This window comes from Comamonas guangdongensis (assembly GCF_041079535.1).
Classification (GTDB): Bacteria; Pseudomonadota; Gammaproteobacteria; order Burkholderiales; family Burkholderiaceae_C; genus Comamonas; species Comamonas guangdongensis.
Map to the genome: position 1 here is coordinate 106734 of NZ_JBFYGN010000004.1, position 25476 is coordinate 132209.

Here is a 25476-nt window from a genome sequence, read left to right on the forward strand (position 1 = left end):
GCCAAGCAAGGGCCGCCCCGCAGCGAGGGCGTCGTCCCCCTCCCGCGAAGCGAGAGAGGGGGAAGCCGTGCAGCGGCTCAGGGGGAGCTTCATTTCAGTTCCCCTTGAACACTGGTTTTTGCTTGGCGACGAACGCGTGATAGGCGCGCCCGTAGTCCTGGGTCAGCATGCAGATGGCCTGGGCCTGGGCTTCGGCCTCTATGGCCTGCTCCACGGTCATGGCCCATTCCTGGTGCAGCATGGTCTTGGTGATGCCGTTGGCAAAGCTGGGGCCGGCCGCCAGCTCGGCCGCGAGCTGCTGAGCCTCATCCAGCACGGCCTCGGGCTCGCACAGGCGGTTGAAGAAGCCCCAGCGCTCGCCCTCTTCCCCGCCCAGGCTGCGGCCCGTGTAGAGCAGCTCGCTGGCGCGGCCCTGGCCGATGATGCGCGGCAGGATGGCGCAGGCCCCCATGTCGCAGCCCGCCAGGCCCACGCGGTTGAACAGAAAAGCCGTCTTGCTGCGCGCCGTGCCCAGGCGCATGTCCGAGGCCATGGCCATGATGGCGCCGGCCCCCGCGCAGACGCCGTCCACGGCCGCGATGATGGGCTGGGGGCAGGCGCGCATGGTCTTGACCAGCTCGCCCGTCATGCGTGTGAACATCAGCAGCTCGGGGGCCTTGAGCTGCACCAGCGGACCGATGATTTCATGCACGTCGCCGCCCGAGCAGAAGTTGCCGCCCGCGCCCACCAGCACCACGGCCTTCACGTCCTGCGCCCATTTGAGCCTGTGGAACAGGTCGCGCAGCTCGGCGTAGGAGTCGAAGGTCAGCGGGTTCTTGCGCTCGGGCCGATTGAGCGTGATCGTGGCCACGCCGTCCGTCACCTGCCACAGGAAATGCCGGGCCTCATAGCCTGCCAGATACTGATGGTTGCCCGCCACCAGCGCGGGATCGATTGCGTATTCACTCATCTTGGTCTCGCTCTCCATTGAATAAGTCATCCAAGACACTGTCTCTCAAGCAAGGGGCGCCAAGCAAGGGCCGCCCCGCAGCGAAGGCGCCGTCCCCCTTCCAGGGGGAAGCCGCGCAGCGGCTCAGGGGGTGCATCACACTTCGCCGCCGGCTACGGCTATGGCCTGGCCGGTAATCGCCCCCGCGCCCGGACCGCAGAGCCAGAGCACGGCATCGGCCACTTCCTGCGGCTGGACCAGCCGGCCCTGGGGATTGCCCTTGACGAACTCGGCCATGGCCTGCTCTGGCGTGCGCCCGGTCTTGGCCACCACGCGCGCAATGCTCTCGCGCACGATCTCGGTTTCGGTATAGCCGGGGCAGACGGCGTTGACGGTGACGCCCTTGCTCGCCAGCTCCAGCGCCAGCGCGCGCGTCAGGCCCACCACGCCATGCTTGGCCGCGCAATAGGCCGCCACATAGGGATAGCCTTTGAGCCCCGCGGTGCTGGCCACGTTGACGATGCGCCCGCGGCCGCGCTCCACCATGGCGGGCAGCACCTGCTGTATGCACAGCATGGTTCCCGTTAGGTTGACGGCCAGCATGTTCTGCCACAGCGCCGCGTCCATCTTCAGGAACGGCGCGCTCTGCGCCTGGCCCGCGTTGTTGACCAGAATATCGATAGCACCCAGCGCAGATGCAGCCTGCGCAAAAGCGGTTTTGACCTGGGATTCATCGGCCACATCGGCAAGTTCCATGCGGCATTGGCCGGAGAACTCGTCCACCAGCTTTTGCAGCGTCCCGGCCCGGCGCCCCAGCACCGTGACCCTGGCACCGCGCGCCAGCAGCTGGCGCGCGATGGCCTCGCCAATGCCCTGGCCCGCGCCCGTCACCAGCGCATGTTGATCGTTCAGATCGCCTGCCATCTCAGTGCCCCGCCGCCGAAGCCGCAGCTGCGGCTTGCTGCATTTTCTCGCGCTCGAACAAAGTCTCCATCTGGCGCTTGCCCTGGTACAGCTGCTTGGGCCAGGCGATGGGCGTGTAGCCTATCTTGGCGGCCTCGGTCAGCGTCCAGTTCGGGTTGGCCAGATGCGGGCGCGCCACGGCGCACAGGTCGGCACGGCCCGCCGCGATGATGGAGTTCGCATGGTCGGCCTCGCTGATCGCGCCCACGGCGATGGTGGCGATGCCGGCCTCCTGGCGGATGCGGTCGGCAAACGGCGTCTGGAACATGCGGCCGAAAACCGGTTTCTCCTGCTTGCTGACCTGGCCCGAGGAGCAGTCGATCAGGTCGGCGCCCGCCGCCTTGAAGGCCTTGGCGATCTGTACCGCATCCTCGGGCGTGATGCCGCCCGGCACCCAGTCATGGGCCGAGATGCGCACGGACATGGGCCGCTTCTCGGGCCAGACCGCGCGCACCGCCTTGAAGACCTCGAGCGGATAGCGCAGCCGGTTCTCCAGGCTGCCGCCGTATTCGTCCTCGCGGTGATTGGTCAGCGGCGAGATAAAGGCCGAGAGCAGATAGCCGTGGGCGCAGTGCAGCTCCAGCCAGTCGGCGCCGGCCTCGGCGGCCATCTGCGCGCCATGCGCGAACTGCTGCTTGACCTCGTCCATGTCGGCGCGCGTCATCTGCCTGGAGATCTGGCTCACGCCCTCCAGATACTGCTGGGGCGAGGCCGACATGATGGGCCAGTTGCCCTCGGTCAGCGGCAGGTCCGTGCCCTCCCAGGCCAGGCGCGTCGAGGCCTTGGCGCCCGCATGGCCGATCTGCATCGCGAACTTGGCGTCGGTGTGGGTGTGTATCCAGTCGGCGATGCGAGTCCAGGCCGCTTTCTGCGCTTCGGAATAGGTTCCCGGGCAACCCGGGGTGATGCGCCCCTCGGGGCTCACGCAGGCCATCTCGGCAAACACCAGGCCCGCACCGCCCAGGGCGCGCGCGCCCAGATGCACCAGGTGGTAGTCGCCGGGCACGCCGTCCTGGGCCGAATACTGGGCCATGGGCGAGACCACGATGCGGTTCTTGAGCGTCAGGCCGCGCACCTTGTAGGGCAGGAACATGGGAGGCGGCGCCTTGCCGCTGTCCGCATCCACCGGCACGCCGCTCCTCCGGGCCAGCCATTGCTCGTAGCCCCCCAGCCAGGCCGGGTCGCGCAGGCGCAGGTTCTCGTGGCTGATGCGCTGGCTGCGCGTGAGCATGGAGTACATGAACTGCTCGGGCTCGAGCTGGTCGCAGTAGCGCTGGCCGCAGACCTCGAACCACTCCATGGCGTTCCAGGCCGCATTCTGTATGCGCAGCGTCTCCACGCGGCGCGCCTCCTGATAGGCGGCCAGCACCTCGGGAATATGTTCGCGCCCATCACCCGACACATTGCCCAGCAGCTTGAACTGGCGCGTGAGCTCGATCGCATCCTCTATGGCCAGCTTGGTGCCCGAGCCGATCGCGAAATGTGCGGTGTGCACGGCATCGCCCATCAGCACCACATGGCTGCCCTTGGCATTGCGCAGCCACCATTGCTCGCAGACCACGCGCTGGAAGTTGATCCAGGCCGAGCCGCGCAGATGGCGCGCGTTGGTCATGAGCTTCTCGCCCTGCAGATTGTCCGTAAACAGCCGCTCGCAGAAGTTGATGGACTGCTGCTGGTCGGCCTCATCCAGGCCATGGGCCTTCCAGCAGTCCTCGGTGGTCTCGACGATGAAGGTCGAGGTCTGATCGTCGAACTTGTAGATATGGGCCTGGAACCAGCCGTGCTCGGTGCGCACGAAGTCGAAGGTGAAGGCCTCGTAGACCTTGTTCGTGCCCAGCCAGATATAGCGGTTGGGCCGCGTGACGATGTCGGGCTTGAACATGCCCGCGTACTTGCCGCGGATGCGCGAGTTCACGCCGTCGCTGGCGATGACCAGATCGGCATCCGCATAGTCCTCGTCGGACTGCACATCGGTCTCGAACACCAGCTTCACGCCGAGCTGCTCGCAGCGCGCCTGCAGGATGTTGAGCAGATGCTTGCGGCCTATGCCCACGAAGCCATGGCCGCCCGAGCGGATCTTGCGGCCCTTGAACAGCAGCTCGATGTCGTCCCAGTGGTTGAAGGCTTCCTCGATCTGCGCGGCCGTGACCGGATCCCACTCGCGCATATTGTCCATGGTCGCATCGGAGAACACCACGCCCCAGCCGAAGGTGTCGTAGGGCTTGTTGCGCTCCACGACGGTGACGTCGTGCGCCGCATTGAGCTGCTTCATCAGCAGTGCGAAATACAGACCCGCGGGGCCGCCACCTATGCAGACGATTTTCATGGCCAGTATCCGATCCCGAAAATTACTTCAGGACTAAATTATTAATGCATGAATTTTTTACTAAAATCAGGCCAAACCCTGAATCACAAACGCAGTAGCTTGAGCACCATGCGATCCATGGCCCAACCCAATCTGGACTCTTCAACCCTCATGCCGGAAGCTCTTGGCCGCGAGGCCGGTCTGTCCCACGACGACCACCAGGCCGTGCGGCTATGGCTGCGCCTGCTGACCTGCAGCACGCAGATCGAGCAGGTCATACGCAGCCAGCTGCGCGCCCAGTTCGGCACCACCTTGCCGCGCTTCGACTATCTGGCCCAGCTCAGCCGCTTCCCCAAGGGCTTGCGCATGAAGACGCTGTCCGAATACCTGATGGTCACGGGCGGCAATGTGACGGGACTGACCGATCAGCTGGTAGCCGAAGGCTGGGTGGAGCGCGTGGCCGACGAGGAAGACCGCCGCGCCATGATCGTGCGGCTGACGCGCACCGGCAAAAAGCAGTTCGGCGCCATGGCCGCGGCCCATGAGCAGTGGCTGGAGCAGTTGCTGGCGCCGCTGGGCGGCGACAGCGCGCGCGAGCTCTACGAACAGCTGGGCAGACTCAGGCTGGTGCTCAGCCAGTCGGAGAGCGACTGACGAGAAAAATGCCCGGCTCCGGGTAATTTCGTAGAGAATGCCCTGCACGCGGTCCTGCGTGCTGCTTTGGGGGGCATGGTTCATGGATTTACAGCATCTGCGATATCGGCTCAGATCGGGGCACTACTATCTCTACGACATGCGTGATGCGCCCAATGCCATCACGGGCGAGCGCCCCTATCGCCTCAAGACCGAGCTGGTCGCCATCGCCTTCGACCGGATCACAGGCCGCGTGCATCAGCATGGCCACCCTACGCGCATCAACTCCTGGGCCATGGGTACGCAGCGGCGCCTGCGCATGGCCGGCGACTGGGACGGCGCGGACCGGCTGGTCGTGATCTCTGGCCCGCTGCCCGAGGACGAAATCAACAAATGCCTGGGTGTCCAGGGCTATTGCCGCTGGATGCTGATGCGTCTGGCCAGCCTGCCCCATGGCAAGTTCGGCGCCCGCCATACGGGCAGCCACGGCTGGCAACGCCGCGAGTCCGGCCAGCAGCGCCGCGCTGCCTGACTCCAGACAAAACTGCGGCAGCGCCTTTCCCGCCAAGCGCTGCCAGCTAGCAAATCAGGACTCGTCGCCCAGCTCCGAGGCATCGAGCACTTCCATCGCCTCCGGCAGCTTCACCACCGTCACCGGCAGACGGCTGTGGCGCACCACCTCGCGCGATACCGAGCCGATCAGAATGCTGCTCAGCCCGCCCAGACCCGTGGCGCCGATGATGATTTGCTCGCACTCCGTGCTCTGGGAGATGTCGATCAGCGTGTTGGCGGCCTCGCCCAGGCTGATCTCCACTTCATAGGACGCGCCCGCAGCCGTGAGCAGCTCCTGGGCGGCAGCCACCAGATCCATGCCCGCCTCGATGCTGGCGTTGGCGATCAGATCCGAATCCTGGGTGGCCAGCTCCAGCAGCGAGGCTTCTTTCTGCACATGGGCGACCACAAAATGGGCTTTGAGCCCCTGCCCCAGCAATCTGATGCCATGGCGCACGGCCTCCAGAGACGCTTCGGACCCATCCACGGCAATCATGATCTTGACCATATCCACTCCTTGTCCGGCCTTTTAACCCGATGGGCCCAGTGTAGACGCGGGCCACAAAGACGGATACTGATACCGGGCAAGCACGGGCTATTGAGGCAGGCCGCGCACGCATCTGGGAAAATGGCGGGCTATGCTGCAATTTGACCTGCTCAAGACCGATCCGACCAGCCACGCGCGCCGTGGCAAGCTCACGCTGAACCATGGCGTGGTCCAGACCCCCATCTTCATGCCCGTGGGCACCTATGGCACCGTCAAGGGCGTGATGCCGCGCAGCCTCGAGGAGATGGGCGCGCAGATCATCCTGGGCAATACCTTCCACCTGTGGATGCGCCCGGGCCTGGACATCATGAAGAGCTTCGGCGGCCTGCACGAGTTCGAGAAATGGAACAAGCCCATACTCACCGACTCGGGGGGCTTTCAGGTCTGGAGCCTGGGCGCCATGCGCAAGATCACCGAGGAAGGCGTGCATTTCCAGAGCCCCGTCAACGGCGACAAGCTGTTCATGTCGCCCGAGGTCAGCATGCAGATCCAGACGATCCTGAACTCGGACATCGTCATGCAGCTCGACGAATGCACGCCCTACGAGACCAACGGCCACAAGACCACCGAGGCCGAGGCGCGCAAGAGCATGGAGATGAGCCGCCGCTGGGCCAAGCGTTCCAAGGACGAATTCCAGCGCCTGGAGAATCCGAACGCGCTGTTCGGCATCGTGCAGGGCGGCATGTTCAAGAACCTGCGCGAAGAGTCTCTCGAGGCCCTGGTCGAGATGGACTTCCCCGGCTACGCCGTGGGCGGCGTCTCGGTGGGCGAGCCCAAGGAAGAGATGCTGGACATCATGGCCCACACCCCCCATCTGCTGCCGCAGCATAAGCCGCGCTATCTGATGGGCGTGGGCACGCCCGAGGATCTGGTGCAGGGCGTGGCCGACGGCGTGGACATGTTCGACTGCGTGATGCCCACGCGCAATGCGCGCAACGGCACCATCTTCACGCGCTTCGGCGACCTCAAGATCCGCAACGCGCGCCACAAGACCGACCACCAGCCGATCGACACCACCTGCACCTGCCACGCCTGCGCGGGCAGCAGCGGCGTGAGCTGGGACCAGGGCGGACGCGAGGGCTTCTCGCGCGCCTATCTGCACCACCTGGACCGCTGCGGCGAGATGCTGGGCCCGATGCTGACCACCATCCACAATCTGCATTACTACTTGAATCTGATGCAGGAAATCCGCAACGCGCTGGACGCCGGCACTTTTGCCCAGTTCCGCGCCCAGTTCAAGCAGGACCGGGCCCGCGGGGTCTAAGCCTTCGGCGGCGCCCGCCGCGCAAGCGGTGGGGGCCCCATGGTTCGTTTCAATTGAAAAAATTCGTCAACTAAGGCCAAAAAGCAGCAAAACAAGCCAAATCACAACAGGCTCTCATACAAACTTTGTCACACTTCAGACCGACAGCACGCATCTGAGGCCATGATTCATGGTCGTCCCGGTGCGCCTTCCGCAGTTTTTGACTCCGGCAACACGCTCGCGGCACTGTTTCATGACCGAAGCCTCCTCACCCCAGATCCGCTCCAACCCCGCGCCAGCCAGCCATGCTTTCAAGGCCACGGGCGTGCTGGGGAGCATGGTCCTGTTAGCGGCGCTGCTGGGCATCTGGGCCAGGCCCATGGGCTTTCTCTCGGTCGTCTGGCCCGCCAATGCCCTGCTGCTGGGCACGCTGCTGCACAGACCCGCATGGCTGCGGCCCGGCCCCATGCTGGCCGCTTTTGTGGGCTATGTGTGCGCCGATCTGATGACGGGCAGCCGCCCGGAAGTGGCCGTGCTGCTCAGCGCCGCCAATATGGCCGGCGTGGGCGCGGCCTGGCTGTTCATGCACCGACGCAGCCACCTGGTCCTCTTCATGCAGCGCCAGACCTCGGCCCTGCTGCTGTTCACGGGCAGCGGCCTCGCCGCGCTGGTCGCCTCCGCGATCGGCGGCCCGGTGCTCACGGTCGTCTTCCAGACGCCGCCCTGGCAGGCTTTTTCCATGTGGCTGAGCAGCGAATGGCTGAACTACATGATTGTGCTGCCACCCATGCTGGCCTGGCCCACGCGCCGGCTGCAGCGCTCCCCCGCGGCCCCGCAGCTGCCTCTGCTGCTGCGGGCCATACCGCTGCTGCTGGTCGTGGTGCTGGAGATCGTCAGCTACTGGCTGGGCGGCCCCGGAGCCCTGGCCTTTTCCATGCCCGCGCTGCTGTGGTGCGCGCTCAGCTACCGGGTCTTCACGCTCACGCTGATCACCTCGGCGCTATGCCTGAGCAAGATGCTGGCGATCTCGCTGGGTTCCTTCGAGTTCACGCCGGCACATTTTCTCGAGAGCGTGTCGTTTCGCATCGGCCTGTGCATGCTGGTGCTCGGTCCCCTGGCCGTCGCCAGCGCCCATGCAGCCCGTGCCGAGCTGCTGCGCCAGCTCAGGCATGCGGTCAACCACGACGTCCTGACCGACGTGCTGGCGCGCGGCGCCTTCCTCAGCCAGGGCCAGCGCCTGTTGGACCGCTGCGCCCATGACCGCCAGCCCATGGCCGTGCTCATGCTCGACCTCGACCATTTCAAGCAGGTCAACGACAGCTACGGCCATGCGGTCGGCGACCAGCTGCTGCGCAGCTTCGGCCTCATGCTGACCCAGGTGCTGCGCCCTCAGGATCTGGTGGGCCGCATGGGCGGCGAGGAGTTCGCCGTGCTGCTGCCGCAGGTCGACAGGATCACCGCGCAGAAGATCGCCAGACGCATCAACCAGGCGACACGCGAGCTCGAGCTGCCCCAGGCCCCCGACAGCATGCCCACCACGGTCAGCATCGGCATGCTCCATGTCGGTGCGCTGCAATCGCTGCAGCGTCTGGACCTGCTGCTGCAGCAGGCCGATCAGGCCTTGTATGCGGCCAAGTCCCGGGGCCGCGACCGCTATGAAACCCGCCTCTGGTCGGGGCCTGAAACTCCGGCGCTGCAACCCTGAGCCGAGCTCCGCGGCCCGGGCCTCAGCTCCCGGCCGGTGGCGCGGCCGGGCCGTCCACCGCCGCAACGCCCTCCTCCACCGGCAGAATCTTGCGTGCCGGCGTGCCGCAGGCATGGCAGAAGCGCGAGAAGGCGCTCTTGCGGGTGCTGCAGCTGCCGCAATGGTCAAACAGCCCTATGCCGCAATGGGGGCAGAAGTCGATCTCGGTGTTCTTGAGATCCACGGGCCGCTCGCAGCCCGGGCACACGCTCTTGGACAGTCGCTCCAGCGCCACGTCATAGCTGAGCTCCTCGCGACGCTGGACCTCGGGCAGGGCCTCCTGCAGCTTCTGCCTTTCCAGGTAGCGGTTGAGAGCCACGATCGCATAGCGTCCCAGCAGCACCGTGACCACGATGCCCACGATGTAGCGCACATAGCCGCCGTAGTCGGGCAGGTAGGGCACGAGTTCGACAAAGAAGGCGAACAGCGCAAAGAAGATGAAGCCCCAGACAAAAGGCCACCAGGTGCTCTTGCGCTGCCTGGCGAACAACCAGCCCGCGACCACCAACAGCGGCAGCGTGATGACCAGGCGGTAGAGGAAGACACGCAGCTCGCTGGCGCGCATGGCCGACTGCCATTGCGGATAGGCGGCGTCGCGCAGGCCGCTCATCTCGGCTTCGGCTGCGGAGACCGCCTGCGAGGCTTCGAGGTTGGTCTGTTCGTGCTGCTCCAGTTCCTGGCGCGCCTGGTTCTCGGACTGCTTGATATCGTCCAGCGCCTTGGTGCGCGCTATCAGCTCGGTATCCTGTTCGGGCCTTTCGGTGGCGCGGCGCGTGGCCACCCAGTTCTCGAAGGTGTCGCGGGCCGACTGGTAGCGGGCCCTCTCGGCGTCGTACTTGAGCTGGGCCTTGTCGCGCTCCCTGCCGGCCTGGTGGGCCAGGGCCTGGGCCTTGTCGATCTCGGCCTGCACCCGCCGCGCGTCCGCGGGCGGCACAAAGGACTCCACGGTCAACGTGGTGTTGGGCTGCGGCAGATTGCCGACCACCAGCCCGCCCAGCCCGATCAGAAAGAAGGCAAAAGCCACGGCCACCAGCCACAGGCCGCGGCGGAACCATTTCTCGGGCAATCGCAGGGATTTGCTCATCTCATCACTCCTTGCTTGATAGCTGCTAGCGCATTATTCATAAGCGCTGCAGCCAGATTCAATGCCTGTTCACTGCAGCACGCGTACCGGCGCGGCAAGCTGGCTGCGCTCCAGCCACCGGGTGACGGAATCCACGGTCACGGTTTCGATCTGGCTCGCATAGCGCTTGTCGTTGGGGTGATCGTCGAACGCGATGTTTGCGGCCGTCATGCGTCCGCCCAGGCGCGAGAAGGCACGGATGATGAGCGCGCTGGGCTCGTAGCCCTTGGACTGCAGCCAGCTCTGGGCCTGGACCCGGTTCTGGATGGTCGCGGGGTTCAGCGCCGCTGCCAGCGTTTCCGTCGCCCATTGGTTGGACTGCTGGTATTTCTGGCCCCAGGCATAGCTGACCATGCTGTAGGGCTCGCTTTGCAGGCGCAGCACGCTGGGCTGGGTCAGAAAGCTCAGCAGCGCCTGCTGCACGGCCGGCGTCGGCACCTGGATGGCCGCCTCGTAACGCCACAGATCGTCGAGAAAGAACTCGCCCAGCCCCTGCCGGTAGACATGGCCGCCGGCCGTGCCGCATTCGTTGAGCTTGTGCGCCACGCGCCACGGGCCTTCGGGCGTGCGGTAGGCCCAGCCGTAATGGGAATAGGTGAGCTCGTACTTACTCAGATCCTGACCCTGGCGCGCGAGCAGCACCACCTGGGTGCCGTTCTTCTGGTATTCGGCATCCAGCGCCTGCGCGGTGCGCATGGCCAGGTTCAGCGACTTGCTCATGGTCTCGGCCGTCAGGGGCTTGCTCTCGCAGCTGCGTCCCGCCTGGGCCGATCCCGCCCAGGCGATCAGGGCGGCACCCAGCACCAGCAGCAGGGTATTGGGAATGGATTTCAGGTGTTTCTGCGCGGGCAGCATGGCATGGACGACGGTGGTGTTGGGCATGGTGGTCTCCGGCTCGGGATCTGGATTACAGGCGCTCGTTGTGCATCAAGGCCTTGCCGATTTCATTGGGAATGAAAGCCAGCACCTTGCCCGCCGTGGAAAGAATCACGCCGGCGCCAATGGCGCTGGTCTGCACCACCGTGCCCACGCCCACCGACAGCGCGCCCGCGGCCTGGCCCGAGACCTTGACCACGGCCGAAGCACCGTCGGCCATGTTCTTGAGCACATAGCTCACGCCGTCGGTGCTGGGCTCCACGGCCGCCACCACCACGGAGGCGCCGGCGGCGGAAAGAAACAGGGGAATTGCCACGACACCCTCCGACGCGCCGCTGGTAGCCCCTGCGACCACCGAGGCCACCGGCAGGGCGGACAGCACCAGCGAAGCTTCACTGCCGCGCGCCTGGGCTGCGCCGCCGCCCAGCAGGGCGCAGGCCACGCCGAAAGCGCACAGGCCGTGGCGAAGAGTTCGGATAGAGGTCAAGGCGTTGATCACAAAGGGCTCCCGATTGTTGTTGAGGTATGGCGCCGCTTTTGTGCGGCGACGGGTGAATCATCTACGCGCCGGCGGAATTGACCAGCCGATTTGTCAAAATCGGCGTGATGCGGATCCCTGAGTAGCTTGAACCGATACTTTCCCGGCGGCTGCCGCATCTTGCACCGATCTCGCGCCCACAACTTTTAAAAATCATGAGGCATGTCATGCGGACGACTCCCGAAAACCGTGCCCGGCCCGCGCGCACCCTGGCCGTCTGCTCCGCAGCGGCCCTGGCGCTGCTGGTGCAGGGCCGCTGCCTGGCCCAGGGCGACGCCATAGGCGCTTTTTCCCAGATGGCCACGGGGCCGTTGGGCGCTCCCTGGCACTTCGCCACCCTGCCCAACAAGGCCCCCACGGACTTCAGCGTCGTGGAGCTCAACGGCGAGCATGTGCTGCGCGTCGCCACCCGCGATGCCTACGGCAACATGGTCCATGCGCTGCACCAGCCGCCATCGGCGGCGCTGCAGCTGCAGTGGCGCTGGCGGGTGGAACAGCTGGTGGAGCAGGCCGATGTCCGGACCCGGGCCGGCGACGACGCGGCCATCAAGCTCTGCGTGTCATTCGACTACGAGAAGTCCCAGCTGAGCTTTGGCGAGCGCGCCAAACTGCAGCTGGGCAGGATCAGCACCGGCGAGGACATTCCCGCCGAGACTCTGTGCTATCTCTGGGACAACCGCCAGCCCGTGGGAACCGTGCTGCACAACGCCTTCACCCACCGCCTGCGCTTCATCGTGCTGCAAAGCGGCGGCGCTCATCTGGGCCAGTGGATCACGGAGCGGCGCAATCTGGCGGCCGACTATCTGCAGGCCTTTGGCGAAGAGTCCGCCAGCATGCCCGCGGTGATAGGCGTCACGGTTTCCGCCGACTCGGACAACACCCATGGCAGCGGCCTCGCCTATATGGGCGATATCCGGCTGCAGCCCTGATCAGCGCTGCAGCAGGTCGGCCACGCGGGCCTGCAGCAGCGCCGGCGTGGTGGCCGCGGCGGCCACGGGCTCGCCCACGTCCAGGCCCACGCGGTTGAACAGGCCGCGGCGCATGGGCCTGACCATGGCCACATTCCGGCCGCCGCGCACCTCGATGCGGCTGAAATACGAGCCCCAGAGATTGCTCAGCGCCATGGGCACCACGGGCACCTCCAGGCCGTCGTCCCGGGCATGATCGAGAATCTTCATGATGCCGCCCTTGAAGGGCTGGAGCTGGCCGTCGGAGGTGATGCCGCCCTCGGGGAAGATGGCCAGCAGATCGCCGCTCCGCAGCACCTCGGCCGCACGCGCGAACGCGGCTTCATAGGTGGCGGGATCTTCCTGGTGGGGCGCGATGGGAATGGCCTTGGCCAGCTTGAACAGCCAGCCCAGCACCGGCATCTGGAAGATGCGGTGGTCCATCACGAAGTGGATGGGCCGCGGACTGGCCGCCATCAGCAAGATGGCATCGACAAAGCTCACATGGTTGCTGACCAGCACGGCCGCACCGTCGTGCGGGATGTTTTCGTCGCCGCGCACCTTGAAACGGTAGACGAAGTGCGTGATGACCCAGGCCACAAAGCGCAGCAGATATTCGGGCACCAGCAGAAACACATAGAGCGCCACGACGGCATTGGCAATGCCGGTGATCAGAAACACCTGGGGAATGCTGCAGCCCGCGGCCAGCAGGGCGCCGGCCAGCACCGCCGAGGCGATCATGAACAGCGCATTCAGGATATTGTTGGCCGCGATGATGCGCGCGCGGTGCGTGGGCTGGCTGCGCATCTGGATCAGCGCATACATGGGCACGCTGTAGATGCCGGCCGACAGCGCCAGCAGCCCCAGATCCAGCATCACGCGCCAGTGCCTGTGCTCGGCAAAGAAGGCCGCCACGCCCATCAGCTCGGAGGCCGGCAGGGAGCGCGTGGCAAAGAACAGATCGACCGCGAACACGCTCATGCCTATGGCGCCCAGGGGCACCAGGCCGATTTCCACCTGGCGGCGGCTGAACACCTCGCACAGCAGCGAGCCTATGCCTATGCCTACCGAGAAGATCACCAGCAGCAGCGAGGCCACATGCTCGTCGCCATGCAGCACCTCCTTGGCAAAGCTGGGGAACTGGGAGAGAAACACCGCACCAAAGAACCACATCCAGCTGATGCCCAGCAGCGAGCGGAACACCACGGGCTGCTGGCGGGCCAGCTGGAGGTTGCGCCAGGTCTCGGTAAACGGGTTCCAGTTGATGACCAGGCCCGGGTCCGTCGCCGGCGCATGGGGGATGAACTGGGCGCAGATGCGTCCCATGATCGCGACGGCCACGCAGGCCACGGCCACCTGCATATGGCCGACCTCGGGCACGGCGATCAGCAGGCCGCCGGCCACCTGGCCCAGCAAAATGGCCACAAACGTGCCCATCTCCACCATGCCGTTGCCGCCGGTCAGCTCGCGGTCATTGAGCACCTGGGGCAGATAGGCGAACTTGACGGGCCCGAACAGCGTGGAATGCAGGCCCATGAGAAACACGCACAGCAGCAGCACCGGCACCTGGGCCTGCACAAAGCCCCAGGCCGCGAGCAGCATGATGCCTATCTCCAGGTTCTTGACCAGGCGGAACATGCGCGTCTTGTCCCACTTGTCGGTCAGCTGGCCCGAGGTGGCCGAGAACAGCAGATAGGGCAGGGTGAACAGCGCGCCTATCACCAGGCCCGCCATGGAAGGCGGCAGCCACGAGACGCTGAGCTGGTAGGTCACCATCACCGTGAAGGCGAACTTGAACAGATTGTCGTTGCCGGCCCCCGCGAACTGCGTCCAGAAGAACGGCGCAAAGCGGCGCTGCCCCAGCAAGGCGAACTGGTTGGGATGGGTCTGCGGAGCCGCGGCCATGGCCACCTCACCGATCTGCGTGGAACTCATAAATTTCTCCCTTGTGCGCTGCCGGCATTGTGCCAACTTGCCTCGATTCCCGTGTGGGTTTTATGCCGCAAGCGCTTGATGACGCTGCGCCATTTGCTATGAAATCATTAGCTCGTGCGCAGTTTGCGCAAGGCCTGCAGCACGGGCCAGGCAGCCGCGGCGGCCATCACATGCTTGAGGCTGTGACCCGACACCAGGCCGCCCGTGGCCGCGAAGACGGCGGCATCGGAAAGCTCCAGCAGCTTGGCAAGCGCATACAGGCCAAGCACCCAACCCAGCCCCAGCGGCAGTGCGCGGCGACGCGGTGCCAGAAACGCCAGCCCGCCCACGAGCAGCATGCCGCCGGCCTGCACCAGCGCCCAGGGCAGCACATTGCCGGTGCGCGCCCATATCAGCACACCCAGCGGCGCTGCCAGCAGCACGCTGGCAGCCGTGGCCCGGGCGCTGGCATCGTCCAGCCGGGTCTGCACCGCCAGGCCCAGCAAACCTGCAAAAGCCAGGCTCATGCCCAGCCGGTCCCAGACCAGGGATCCATCCTGCGGTGCCCAGTGGTACACGGCCGACCCGGCACCCGAACTCAGCAGGCCCACGAAAAACAGCATGCACATGGCGCGGGCCGTGCCGCCCATGCGGGCCGCTCCCACGCGCCGCAGCGAGACCAAGCCCATGCATCCGGCCAGCACAAAGCCGAGATTGCTCAGCACACCGGCAGCATGCGGCCAGCCGGCCCAGCCACGCTGGTCGGCAAACGCGTGATAGTGTGCGGGCTGCGGCACCGCGGGCAGCACCAGGGCCAGCACCAGCAGCAAAACCATGGCGCCAAACAGGGCACGCCGCCCGAGCAGAGAGCGGCGTGCGGCCGGAATTTCCGCAGTCCGCGGGCCGCCGAAAGCGGACGAGGTGTGCAAACGCATGGTGCAGCTCCTTGAGCGTCGGGATGATTGGTCTGCAGTATGCGAACGCCGCCCGCACCGGCATCGATCTTCTACACTTGCGCCTTATCTCTGCACCGCAAGTACCATAGACCGATACCATGAGCACAACAGCCGATCTTGTCACCGCCATCAAGAAGGAACTCAAAGCCGCGCAGCTGACCTATGCCGATCTGGCCGAGGCCATAGGCATGGCCGAATCCAGCGTCAAGCGCATGCTGGCCAAGGGAGACATGCCGCTGTCGCGCATAGACGAGATCTGCCGCGCCCTGCATCTGGACTTTGCCGATCTGGCGCGCAGCGTGGCCGACAGCCGCCCGCTGCTGCAGCAGATGACGCGCGAGCAGGAGAACGCCGTGGTGGCCGACCGCAAGCTGCTGCTCACGGCCATCTGCGTGCTCAGCCAGTGGACGCTGGAGCAGATCGTCGCCACCTACCGCATCACCGAGCCCGAAGGCATAGGCTATCTGGCGCAGCTGGACCGCATAGGCATCATCGAGCTGCGCCCCGCCAACCGCTACAAGCTGCGCCTGGCCAAGACCTTCCGCTGGCAGGCCAACGGCCCGGTGATGGACTTCTTCCGCGAAAATGCCGTGCTCGACTACTTCGGCGGGCAGTTTGCGGGCGAGGACGAAACCATGCTGCTGGTCCATGGCTCCATCGCGCCGCATCTGGCATCCAATTTCGTGGAGCGCATTCAGCGCATAGGCCAGGACTTCTCGCAGCAGCATCTGCAGGACCAGCGCCTAGCAGCCAGCAAGATCGAGGGCTACACCCTGGTGCTGGGGATGCGCAAATGGGAGCTGCCCGCGTTTGCCACGCTGCGCCGCTGACCTGCAATTCTGATAGCTGCCAGCGCTTTGACCGCCGTGGCTGAAGCGCTATTTGACGTCTGTTTTCAGCTCGCAACCCGGCTTCACCAACGCGATACATAACATTGCAGGACTTAGCGCAAGCGCAACGCCCTCTTGACGTAGGCACCGCAATATCCAGCCATGGATTGACGGATGCCGGGGCCGACCCGAAAACCGGCCCGGCATTGCAACAAGAGGAGAAGGCTTATGTTGTCGCTTCGCAGCATTCTGAACATCACGGCCCTGGGCTTGCTGGCCCAGCTGGCTATCGCGGGCACGGCCCAGGCCCAGCCCATCGCAGTTCCGCAAGGCGCTTATGTGAACGTGCAGTACGGCGCACCGCCGCCCATGCGCTACGAAGCCATGCCCGCACCGCGCCGCGGCTATGTCTGGGCTCCGGGCCACTGGGAGCCGCGCGGCCGCCGCCATGTCTGGGTGGCCGGACACTGGGAACGCGTGCGCATGGGCTATATCTACCGCAAGCCCGTCTGGGCCCAACGCGGCGGCCAGTGGTATTACAGCCCGGGCCACTGGGACCGCGACGGCGATGGCCGGCCCGACCGCTACGACCGCCATCCCCACAACCCCTACCGCCGTTAAACGGCAACACCTATCGCTCCCTCCGCTGGTTTCTCCCTCCGAGTCATCACATTCCAGCGGATTTCAGGCCCACATCCCTTGGCGGATGCGGGCATTTTTTGCGTTTTCCCCACAATTTTTATTCAGCATAAGCATATAAAAGTAAAGCATTACTGCTCAAACATAATAAGCAGCATTCACTGGTTCTTCTGGACATCGTCAACCATGCGCCTGCTACCCCATCTTCTCTCCGGCTCCCGCGCTCTGGCGGCCACCGCCGTGGCCGCCCTGCTTCCCCTGGCCGGCCAGGCTGCCGACCATGGCACAGCCGGCTATCCCCACCAGCCCATCACCATGATCATGGGCTTCAATGCGGGCTCCGGCGTGGATGTGATCGGGCGCGTGGTGCAGGAGCCTCTGGGCCAGCGCCTGGGCCAGCCCATCATCATCGACTACAAGAGCGGTGCGGCCGGCAATATCGGCAGCGAATTCGTGGCCCGCGCCAAGCCCGATGGCTACACCATCTACTTCGGCACGGCGGCCACCCATGGCAGCAATGCGGCGCTCTACAAAAAGCTGCCCTTCGACGTGGAGACCGACTTCGTGCCCGTGGCGCCGCTGGTGGATGTGGCCAATGTGCTGACCATTAATCCCAATGTGATCAACGTCAAGAACCTCAAGGAGTTCGTGGACGAGATCAAGGCCCACCCCGGCAAGTACAACTACGCCTCCACGGGCAACGGCGCAGGCACGCACATGGCGTTTGCCGAATTCAACTCGCGCCTGGGCCTGGATATGGTGCACGTGCCCTACAAGGGCGGCCCCGAAGCCATCACCTCGGTGCTGCGCGGCGAAACCTGCTGCATCATGAACCAGGTGCAGACCGTGCTGAGCCACTACAAGGCCGGCAAGGTGCGCCTCTTGGGCGTGACCACGGCCAAGCCCGTGGAAGCCGTGAAGGAAGTGCCGACGATTGCCTCCAGCGGCCTGCCGGGCACCAAGGGCTTCAACAGCTCCATCTGGTTCGGCATCTTCGCGCCCAAGGGCACGGACCCGGCCATCGTCAAAAAGCTCAACCTGGCCGTCAACGAGGTGCTGAACCTGCCCGATGTGCGCGAGCGCTTTGTCTCCCAGGGCAATACCCTGCGCGAGGAAACACCCGAGCAGTTCAAGAAAACCGTGCACGATGATCGCCTCAAGTGGGCCAAGGTCGTCAGGGACGCGAAAATAAGCATCGATTGATGGCCTCCGCGCAGCCGCCTTCCTCCGAGGAGGGTGGTTGCGGGCGGCCCCTGCCGGACATCTCGCTTGCGGGATGGCGCCGGTTTCAGCGTTTTGAATCTGCGCCCGCCGCTACAAGCTGCTGGCGCTTTGTGGTTTGCTTATGTCTCTGAATGCTCTCGTCCGCGGCGGCCCAGCCGGTCTGGCCGCCCTCGAAGAACGCCTGCGCGACGATTTCGTCACGCTGGGCTGGCCCGCCAAGGCCTGGATCACGCCCACCCAGCGCCAGGCCGCTACGGTGCACGATGTCATCGTCGTCGGTGCCGGTCAGGCCGGCCTGGCCCTGCATGTGGCGCTGAGCCAGGTCGGCATCCGGCCCGTGCTGCTCGACAAATCCCCGCGAGGCTTTGAAGGTCCCTGGGCGACCACGGCGCGCATGGAGACCCTGCGCTCGCCCAAGGAGCTCACGGGCCCGGCCATGGGCATTCCCTCGCTGAGCTTCCGCGCTTGGTTCATCGCCCAGTTCGGCCTGGACGCCTGGTCCGCACTGGACAAGATCCCGCGCCTGCAATGGATGGACTATCTGCGCTGGTACCGGCGCGTGACGGCCGCCGACGTACGCAACGGCCACGAGGTCATGGCCATACGCCCGCAGGCCGATGGCGTGGTGGAGCTGGATGTGAAGGCCGAGGGCGAAGTCACGACCTGGCAGACCCGCCGCCTGGTGCTGGCCACGGGCCGCGACGGCCTGGGCGGGGCCACGATTCCCGCTTTCATGCAGGGTGTGGACAGGAAGTTCTGGGCTCATTCCTCCGACGAGATGGACTACGCCACGCTGGCCGGCAAGCATCTGGGCGTGGTCGGCGCCGGAGCTTCGGCCATGGACAGCGCGGCCACGGCGCTGGAGAGCGGTGCGGCCAGCGTGGACCTGCTGGTGCGCCGCAGCCAGCTGCCGCTGATCAACAAGTCCAAGGGCTCGGGCGTGCCCGGCCTGACCCACGGCCAGTATCTGCTGCCCGACGAGTGGAAATGGCGCATCCGCCACTACATCAATGCCCAGCAGGTGCCGCCGCCGCACGGCAGCACGCTGCGCGTCTCGCGCCATGACAACGCCTTCTTCAACCTGGGCTGCGCCGTGCAAGGCGTGGAGCAGGTCGGCGACAAGCTGCATGTGCAAACCTCGGCCGGCGTCTTTGTGCTGGACTTTCTGCTCATCTCCACGGGCTTTGCGATCGACTGGAGCCTGCGCCCCGAATTCGCCGATATCGCCCCCCATGTGAAGCTGTGGAGCCAGCGCTTCGCACCCGAGGCCGGCGACGAAGATGCCGAGCTGTCCGCCTCGCCGGACCTGGGCCCATTGTTCGAGTTCCAGGGTGGGCTGCCCGGCCTCGACCATATCCACTGCTTCTGCTATCCCGCTGCGCTCTCGCATGGCACGGTGTCCGGCGATATTCCGGCCATCAGCGACGGCGCGCGCAAGCTGGCCCAGGGCCTGGCCTCGCTGTTCTACCGCGACGATATCGAGCAGCACTTTGCCAAGCTGCAGTCCTATGCCGAGCCCGAGCTGGACGGCACGGAATGGACCGCAGCCGACAGCGCCGCGCGCATGCGCCAACTTCAACAATAAGAGACTCTCATGACCGACACGATTGACCGCCTGGCCGGGCTTGCCGCCGGCAGCCCCTGCTTCACCACGCGCCACGAGCGCGAAAAAGTCGCCCTGGCCACCCAGGCCTGCGAAGACCTGCTGCTGGGCAATACGCTGGACAGCGCGCTGACGCAGGCCGAGCGTCTGGTGCTGGCCGCCGAGCAGGCCCGCGTGAGCGGCGTGAGCGTGCTGGAAGCCGAATACCGCGCCCGTGCCGAGACGTTGACAGACGCCATCACGCCCGAGCTGCGCCAGATTCTGGACCAGGCTGGCGCCCGGACCGATGATGCGCGCCTGGATGCCATGCTGCACTTTGTGCGCACGCTGGCGCTGAACCCCGCCGAAAGCGACCGGGCCGCGCTGCTGGCGATTCCGGCCGCCGGCCTGTCGCTCAACGATACCGTGCTGCTGGCCCAGCTCATCGGCTTTGTCGCCTATCAGGCCCGCCTGCTGGTGGGGGTCAGGGCCATGGACGCCATGGGCGGCAAGGCTGAGGCAGCGACAGCCGAGCCCGTCGCCGCCGCCGCTTTTGTGCACCCGGCCAATCTGCCCGCACCCGGCGAGCCGCTGCGCCGCAACGGCTTTACCAGCGAAACCCTGGGCTGGACAAGCTGGCTCGAAGGACTGGACCCCGACACCGCCACACCCGAGCAGCAGCAGGTGCTGGATGTGAGCCACCCCAAGGCCCGCGGCATGGACTTCTATCTGGTGCTGGCGCGCCAGCCCCAGGTGCTGCTGGAGCGCTCCCAGGCCTTCAACGCCATCATGTATGCGCCTGGTGGCCTGTCGCGCGCCGAGCGCGAGGTCGCGGCCACCGCCGTCTCGCGCGCCAACGGCTGCGTGTACTGCGCCTCGGTCCACGCCCAACGCTTCGAGCAGTTGGCCAAGCGCAACGACGTGATGGCCCAGATGTTCGACGACCCCGACACGGCCGGCACCAATGCGCGCGAGCGCGCCATCATCCAGTCCGCGCTGGTTCTGACGCGGGCGCCCGGCGGCTTCGGCGTGCAGAACCTGCAGCCGCTGCGCGATGCCGGCCTGTCGGACCTGGAAATCCTGGACATGCTGCACTCGGCCGCGCTGTTCGGCTGGGCCAACCGCCTGATGCTCAACCTGGGCCAGGAAATCTGGCCCGCCAACGCCTAGGCCTCAGCGCATGGCGCGCGGGGCCACAGCGCCCCTCGCGCGGGCTCAGACGCCCGTGGTCGAGGGCCCTGTAAACACCGTGAGCACGCCGGCCAGCTGATGCACGCGTGCATCCATGAGCTGGGCCTCGGCCATCACGCCTATCAGGGGCACGGGGCCCAGCGCATGGCGCAGCAGCCGGAGCTCGGCATCGGTGCCGCCGAACAGCTCGCTGCCGCGCCCCTTGCTGCTCATGTACACGGCACCGCGAATATGCAGCGGGGCCGGCTCCGACTCGCCCCCGGGCTCGGCATCGGCGAAGTCGGCCAGCAGCGCATCCTTGAGGGCAGCGCCCATTTGCAGCAGCTCGTGGCGCGCCGCACTGGCCTGGCGCTGGCAGAAGATCACCGTATGCTCGGACTCCACCCCCGACGAGAGCGCAATGCCCTGACGCACGGGATCCAGCCCCACGATATGCAGCACCTGGGCCTCGTCGGTCAGCACGCCGCGCTCCAGCCCGCGCCCCAGCGGGGCAATCGCGGCCTGGGTCTTGCGCAGCTGCGACAGCGCCGCCTGCCAGCCGCCGCCCGCATGGGGACCGGCCTGCACGTCCAGCAGCTCCAGCAGCCTGGGCAGTGCGGGCTCGCCGTCAAGCGCCAGCAGCACCGGGCCCCGTGTCTCGGTGATCTCCAGCCCCTGACCCAGCGGAGTGCAGCCCTGTGCCAGACGCGAGATGCAGGCCACGTCGCTATCGAAGGCCACGCCCGAAAAACCGCCTTGAAACACGCCCACGCTGCCCCCAGAACGCAGGCGGGCCAGGTCCTCCTCCCGGCAGGCGAACTGCACGCTGTGCTCGCCGCCCACCGCGCCGAACAGATTGCCCGAGGAGGTGCGCTCCGAAAGCTCGAGCAGCAGCTCGGCCAGCTCGGGCTGGTCCACATCGGCATGCACCAGGGCGGAATGCGCTTCAAAGCCCGCCTCGGTACCGCCCAGAGCCAGCGGCGCCACGCCCGAGTAGATGCGGTAATGGGCGGCGGGAATATCGAGCAGCATCACGGCCAGGGACATCTCTTCGGAGTACTCGTGTTCCATGGCCAGCACCGCATCGCCGGAGCCGCCCACCCAGTCCGTAACCTGCGGCAGGGAGCGTGCCAGCAGCGCCAGCAGCTCCTGCGCATGGCGCACCATGCCCTTGGACACATAGACCAGGCCCAGCCTGTGCCTGGCCTGCGGCTGGCGCAGCAGCTGTTCGCGCAGCTGCAGCAGCACCCGCTCTGCGGCGTTGCGCCAGTCCGCATGACTGGCGTGACCTACGGGAAACAATGACATAAACCCTCCTGCCCCAGCTTGGATGGGCACGCCGTGCCCAGGCTTCAGTCCGCCCCTCTAGGCGCCGGGTCTAGGGCTTGCGCGCCGCCGTGCTTTTACGCGCCGGCTTCTTGGCGGCCGCAGGGCTTGCGGCCGCGGCGGGCTTGCTGCGCCCGCCGGTCGCGGTCTTTTTGGCAGCGGCCGGCTTGATCGGGCTGACGGTCTGGGCGGCCGCCGCGACCTGGTCCATGGCGGCCTTGGCAAAGCCGCTGGCCATCTCGGTCGCCTTCTGTGCGGCGGCCATGGTCTGCGGCGGTTCGGCCATGGCCTTGGCGGCGATCTGCTGGAACTGCTGTGTCAGCGCCCCCCACCACTGCATGGCCTGGCCCAGGGCAGCCTGGGTCTGCTGCTGCGGATTGGCGGCCGCCTCGGCGCCCGGCGTCGCCCCGTCGGCCTGGGCCTGAGCCGCTGGCGCCTCTCCCATGGGCCAGCGGCCGGCGGCCTCGGCCGCTGCACCAGGGAACTGGAAGGATTTGGCCAGCTCGCTCATGCTGACATTCATGCCCTGCAGCGTGGACAGGGTCATGCGCTGCACTTCCAGCGCCTGGATGGTTGCGGCCAGCGCGCGGCCGTTCTGCTCCAGCCAGAACTGCACGGCCTTGAGTTCGGCGATGCGCTTGTCCACCTCTTCCACGCTGACCGTGGGTGCCACCCATTGGGGCACGCGCCCCATGGGGTTGGCCGCCGCTCCGGCGCTTTGCGCCAGCCCCTGCAGAAAATCAAAGCCCGGAATGAATTTGCCGAAACCGAATGCCGATGTATCACCGCTCATAGTGCTCTCCGCGACAGGGATGGAAACCGATCTCCGCGTCCGGCTTGGCCGGACACGGAACTAGCTTACTGCAGTTGCGGCGGATGCTGCAAACAAAGGAGCAGGTCTCAGTGCTGATGCGCACCGTGCCCCATATGGCCGGATTCGGCGGGAGCCGTGCCGGCCGGCGGCGTCAATCGCACCGGCACCTGCAGATGCAGGCGCGAGAGCTCGCCCTTGGCGTCCTTGAACACCAGGGTGATGGGCACTTGCGTGTCCTTGAGCAGCGGGGCCTTGAGCTGCTGCAGCATCACGTGATAGCCGCCGGGCTTGAGGTCCACGGCCACGCCCTTGGGCAGATCCAGGGATTCGATGGCGCGCATGCGCATCACGTCCCCGTCCATCTTCATCTCGTGCACTTCGGACACGGCCGCGGCCGGCGATTCGACGCCCACGAGCGTGAGCGGCTCCTGGGCCGTCAGGCGCATGAACGCTCCCGAGGCCTGCTGGCCCGGCACGCTGGCGCGGGCCCAGGCATTCTCGGCCTTGACATGGGCCGCATCGGGGTGAGCCCAGGCCATGCCGGAAACCATCAACGAGCCCAGGGCCAGCAGGGTGAAACGACGCAGATTCATGAAACTTTCTCCATTCAAAACAGGTGATTTGCAGATACCGATAGCTATACGCTGCAGCCGGCGCCCGCCAGCGGCGGTGCCGGATGCCATGGTTGGGAAAGTTTCACAGCGGCGGTGCGCGCGCCGGTGGCAAGAGGCCGGCGAAGCGGGGCAGGCACCCTGCGTGCCAGATGGGGGCCGCAAACGCGACCCGGACCGGCCGGGCCATGAGCTGGGCCGCAGGCGGCGGCGCCAGCGCCGGCAGACAGAGCGCGCAGTCGATCGCATGCAGCGCCGGCAGCACCTCGTCGCCGGCGGGGCCGGGCACCCAGTGGACGGGTCCGGAGGCCGAGCACACGGGCTCCCAGCCGGCGACGGCCTGAGCCCTGGCATAGGGCGCGGCTATCGTGGCCAGCATCACGCAGCACCAGGCGGCCAGCACCCAGCGGACACTGTTCCGCCATGGCCGGCCTGCCTGATCTTGTACCCGCGAATGCATGGGCGGATTGTAGAAGATGAGCTCCCTATCCGGTTGGCGACCCGGGGCCTGCGGCGCTTGCCTCTACGATATGCACTGCGACTTGCACATTCCAACCACCAAGGAGACATGCATGCTGACTCTGTGCGGATTCTCGGCCAGCAATTACTACAACAAGGTCAAACTGGCCTTGATGGAAAAGCGAATTCCCTTCGAGGAAGAACTCGCCTGGCTGGGCAAAACCCATCCCGATGAATCGCCGCTGGGCAAAGTGCCTTATCTGCGCACCCGGCACGGAGCCATCAGCGAGTCCGACGCCATCATCGAATATGTGGACACCCTGTCGCCCACCGCGCCCTTGCTACCCGCCGACCCGTTTGCGGCGGCCAAGGTGCGCGAGCTCTGCGTCTATCTGAACCTGCACTTGGAGCTGGTGGCGCGCAACCTCTACCCCCAGGCCTTCTTCGGCGGCAAGATCAGCGACGCCACGCGCGACAAGACGCTGGAACAGCTGCGCAAGAACATCGCCGCCTTCGCCAAGATTGCGCGTTTCGACACACCGTTCATCGCCGGCGAACAATTCACCCTGGCCGACTGCAGTGCCATCGTGCACCTGCCGCTGATCAGCAGCGCCACCAAGATCATGGGCGGCACCGACCTGCTGGCCGAGCTGCCGGTGCGCGACTATCTGGCCCGCATGGGCGAGCGCCCCACGGTGCAGAAGCTCAACGCCGACCGCAAGGCCAACACCATCGAACTCATGGAGCATATGCAGGCCCAGGCCGCACGCTGACCGGGCCAGGCAACCCAAGCAATGCTATCTTCGCAGTCACTATGCGAAGCCTGTTTCATCTTGCCTACCATGTGACCGATCTTGACGAGGCACGCCGCTTCTACGGCGGCGTCCTCGGCTGCCGCGAGGGCCGCAGCACCGAGACCTGGGTCGATTTCGACTTCTTCGGCCACCAGATCTCCCTGCACCTGGGCCAGCCCTTTGCCGTGACCAATACCGGCAAGGTCGGCAACCACATGGTGCCCATGCCCCACCTGGGCGTGATCCTGCTCAAGCCCGACTGGCTGGCCCTGGCCGAGCGCCTGAAGGCCGCCGACACGCAGTTTGTGCTGGCGCCACAGGTGCGCTTCGAAGGTGAGCCCGGCGAACAATGGACCATGTTCTTTCACGATCCCAGCGGCAATCCCATCGAGGTCAAGGGCTTTGCCCATTGGGACGCGGTGTACGAGCACTGAGAGCGGGCACCCGCCTGAGTCCTCACCTCCCTACCGAAACCCATGCCAGCTCCCCGCAAGGCTCTTCCGGAAATTGATCCGCAGCGCTGCACGGGCTGCGGCTGGTGCATAGGCGTGTGCCCGCCGCATGTGCTGTCGCTGCAGGTTCAAAGCGCTACAGGGTTCGGCTCCAAACGCTCCACCTTGCACAATGCGCCCGCATGCACGGGCTGCGCCTTGTGTGCGGTGCGCTGCCCGTTTGATGCCATTCAGATGGTGAAAATCGCCAAGCCGCAACGGGTCACCGAGCAAGCTTGAACCACGCTCCGAACGCTCTGGCGGCGG

26 protein-coding genes are annotated in these 25476 nt (G+C 66.0%); 13 read left to right on the plus strand and 13 right to left on the minus strand.

What is annotated here, in order from left to right; genetic code table 11:
• Positions 1-94: 94 nt before the first annotated feature.
• From AB6724_RS04780 to AB6724_RS04790, 3 genes are all read right to left on the minus strand, one after another.
• Complete coding sequence (locus AB6724_RS04780; protein WP_369337372.1) at positions 95-949, minus strand: enoyl-CoA hydratase family protein; 855 nt, start codon at positions 947-949, stop codon at positions 95-97.
• A gap of 135 nt (positions 950-1084) precedes the next feature.
• Positions 1085-1852, minus strand: a complete 768-nt coding sequence (locus tag AB6724_RS04785) for an SDR family NAD(P)-dependent oxidoreductase (RefSeq protein ID WP_369337373.1) — start codon at positions 1850-1852, stop codon at positions 1085-1087.
• 1 nt (position 1853) lies between these two features.
• Complete coding sequence (locus AB6724_RS04790) at positions 1854-4217, minus strand: bifunctional salicylyl-CoA 5-hydroxylase/oxidoreductase (protein WP_369337374.1); 2364 nt, start codon at positions 4215-4217, stop codon at positions 1854-1856.
• A 108-nt stretch (positions 4218-4325) separates the two neighbouring features.
• Between AB6724_RS04790 and AB6724_RS04795 the strand changes: the two genes are divergently transcribed.
• Positions 4326-4850 (plus strand): MarR family winged helix-turn-helix transcriptional regulator, encoded by a 525-nt coding sequence (locus AB6724_RS04795; protein ID WP_439329829.1) that lies wholly within the window; start codon positions 4326-4328, stop codon positions 4848-4850.
• Between the two features lie 82 nt (positions 4851-4932).
• On the plus strand, positions 4933-5361 hold the full coding sequence (locus AB6724_RS04800; RefSeq protein ID WP_369337376.1) for a hypothetical protein: 429 nt from the start codon (positions 4933-4935) through the stop codon (positions 5359-5361).
• Positions 5362-5415: 54 nt separating this feature from the next.
• Here AB6724_RS04800 and AB6724_RS04805 read toward each other — a convergent pair whose 3' ends face one another.
• Positions 5416-5889: a universal stress protein gene (locus AB6724_RS04805; protein WP_369337377.1), complete on the minus strand. Its 474-nt coding sequence runs from the start codon at positions 5887-5889 to the stop codon at positions 5416-5418.
• Between the two features lie 130 nt (positions 5890-6019).
• Here AB6724_RS04805 and tgt point away from each other — a divergent pair, with 130 nt between their 5' ends.
• Together tgt and AB6724_RS04815 are read left to right on the plus strand one after the other, a co-directional pair.
• The gene (tgt, locus tag AB6724_RS04810) at positions 6020-7192 is read left to right on the plus strand and encodes a tRNA guanosine(34) transglycosylase Tgt (protein WP_369337378.1); all 1173 of its coding nucleotides are present in this window, start codon (positions 6020-6022) and stop codon (positions 7190-7192) included.
• Between the two features lie 232 nt (positions 7193-7424).
• A complete protein-coding gene (locus AB6724_RS04815; RefSeq protein ID WP_369337379.1) occupies positions 7425-8876 on the plus strand; it encodes a GGDEF domain-containing protein in 1452 nt (483 codons plus the stop codon).
• Between the two features lie 22 nt (positions 8877-8898).
• Here the strand turns inward: AB6724_RS04815 and AB6724_RS04820 are convergent, their stop codons facing one another.
• The 3 genes from AB6724_RS04820 to AB6724_RS04830 form a co-directional block, all read right to left on the minus strand.
• The gene (locus AB6724_RS04820; protein WP_369337380.1) at positions 8899-9999 is read right to left on the minus strand and encodes a serine endopeptidase; all 1101 of its coding nucleotides are present in this window, start codon (positions 9997-9999) and stop codon (positions 8899-8901) included.
• Between the two features lie 69 nt (positions 10000-10068).
• A complete protein-coding gene (locus AB6724_RS04825; protein WP_369337381.1) occupies positions 10069-10920 on the minus strand; it encodes a DUF2145 domain-containing protein in 852 nt (283 codons plus the stop codon).
• Between the two features lie 25 nt (positions 10921-10945).
• Positions 10946-11413, minus strand: a complete 468-nt coding sequence (locus tag AB6724_RS04830) for a hypothetical protein (RefSeq protein ID WP_369337382.1) — start codon at positions 11411-11413, stop codon at positions 10946-10948.
• A gap of 206 nt (positions 11414-11619) precedes the next feature.
• On the opposite strand from AB6724_RS04830, the gene AB6724_RS04835 reads away from it, so the two are divergent.
• Positions 11620-12381: a DUF3047 domain-containing protein gene (locus AB6724_RS04835; protein ID WP_369337383.1), complete on the plus strand. Its 762-nt coding sequence runs from the start codon at positions 11620-11622 to the stop codon at positions 12379-12381.
• Here the strand turns inward: AB6724_RS04835 and AB6724_RS04840 are convergent, their stop codons facing one another.
• Together AB6724_RS04840 and AB6724_RS04845 are read right to left on the minus strand one after the other, a co-directional pair.
• The gene (locus AB6724_RS04840; protein WP_369337384.1) at positions 12382-14334 is read right to left on the minus strand and encodes an MFS transporter; all 1953 of its coding nucleotides are present in this window, start codon (positions 14332-14334) and stop codon (positions 12382-12384) included. It abuts the gene before it with no gap.
• 107 nt (positions 14335-14441) lie between these two features.
• Positions 14442-15248, minus strand: a complete 807-nt coding sequence (locus tag AB6724_RS04845; protein ID WP_369337385.1) for a hypothetical protein — start codon at positions 15246-15248, stop codon at positions 14442-14444.
• Positions 15249-15367: 119 nt separating this feature from the next.
• Here AB6724_RS04845 and AB6724_RS04850 point away from each other — a divergent pair, with 119 nt between their 5' ends.
• From AB6724_RS04850 to AB6724_RS04870, 5 genes are all read left to right on the plus strand, one after another.
• Positions 15368-16099 carry a helix-turn-helix domain-containing protein gene (locus AB6724_RS04850; RefSeq protein WP_369337386.1) on the plus strand — a complete coding sequence of 244 codons (732 nt, stop codon included), beginning with the start codon at positions 15368-15370 and terminating at the stop codon, positions 16097-16099.
• A 228-nt stretch (positions 16100-16327) separates the two neighbouring features.
• Complete coding sequence (locus tag AB6724_RS04855; protein WP_369337387.1) at positions 16328-16720, plus strand: YXWGXW repeat-containing protein; 393 nt, start codon at positions 16328-16330, stop codon at positions 16718-16720.
• 204 nt (positions 16721-16924) lie between these two features.
• A complete protein-coding gene (locus AB6724_RS04860; RefSeq protein WP_369337388.1) occupies positions 16925-17941 on the plus strand; it encodes a Bug family tripartite tricarboxylate transporter substrate binding protein in 1017 nt (338 codons plus the stop codon).
• Positions 17942-18083: 142 nt separating this feature from the next.
• Positions 18084-19547, plus strand: coding sequence for a SidA/IucD/PvdA family monooxygenase (locus AB6724_RS04865; RefSeq protein ID WP_369337389.1), 1464 nt, complete (start codon positions 18084-18086; stop codon positions 19545-19547).
• A gap of 9 nt (positions 19548-19556) precedes the next feature.
• On the plus strand, positions 19557-20714 hold the full coding sequence (locus AB6724_RS04870) for a CMD domain-containing protein (RefSeq protein WP_369337390.1): 1158 nt from the start codon (positions 19557-19559) through the stop codon (positions 20712-20714).
• Between the two features lie 45 nt (positions 20715-20759).
• Here the strand turns inward: AB6724_RS04870 and AB6724_RS04875 are convergent, their stop codons facing one another.
• The 4 genes from AB6724_RS04875 to AB6724_RS04890 form a co-directional block, all read right to left on the minus strand.
• The gene (locus AB6724_RS04875; protein WP_369337391.1) at positions 20760-22022 is read right to left on the minus strand and encodes an FIST signal transduction protein; all 1263 of its coding nucleotides are present in this window, start codon (positions 22020-22022) and stop codon (positions 20760-20762) included.
• 70 nt (positions 22023-22092) lie between these two features.
• A complete protein-coding gene (locus AB6724_RS04880; protein WP_369337392.1) occupies positions 22093-22833 on the minus strand; it encodes a PhaM family polyhydroxyalkanoate granule multifunctional regulatory protein in 741 nt (246 codons plus the stop codon).
• A 107-nt stretch (positions 22834-22940) separates the two neighbouring features.
• Positions 22941-23447, minus strand: a complete 507-nt coding sequence (locus tag AB6724_RS04885) for a copper chaperone PCu(A)C (RefSeq protein WP_369337393.1) — start codon at positions 23445-23447, stop codon at positions 22941-22943.
• Between the two features lie 103 nt (positions 23448-23550).
• Positions 23551-23844 (minus strand): hypothetical protein, encoded by a 294-nt coding sequence (locus AB6724_RS04890; protein WP_369337394.1) that lies wholly within the window; start codon positions 23842-23844, stop codon positions 23551-23553.
• 193 nt (positions 23845-24037) lie between these two features.
• On the opposite strand from AB6724_RS04890, the gene AB6724_RS04895 reads away from it, so the two are divergent.
• From AB6724_RS04895 to AB6724_RS04905, 3 genes are read left to right on the plus strand one after another with little or no spacing between them, the layout of a single operon-like run.
• Positions 24038-24697, plus strand: coding sequence for a glutathione S-transferase family protein (locus AB6724_RS04895; RefSeq protein WP_369337395.1), 660 nt, complete (start codon positions 24038-24040; stop codon positions 24695-24697).
• Positions 24698-24738: 41 nt separating this feature from the next.
• Positions 24739-25152 carry a VOC family protein gene (locus tag AB6724_RS04900; RefSeq protein ID WP_369337396.1) on the plus strand — a complete coding sequence of 138 codons (414 nt, stop codon included), beginning with the start codon at positions 24739-24741 and terminating at the stop codon, positions 25150-25152.
• 42 nt (positions 25153-25194) lie between these two features.
• The gene (locus AB6724_RS04905; protein WP_369337397.1) at positions 25195-25449 is read left to right on the plus strand and encodes an ATP-binding protein; all 255 of its coding nucleotides are present in this window, start codon (positions 25195-25197) and stop codon (positions 25447-25449) included.
• Positions 25450-25476: the final 27 nt, after the last annotated feature.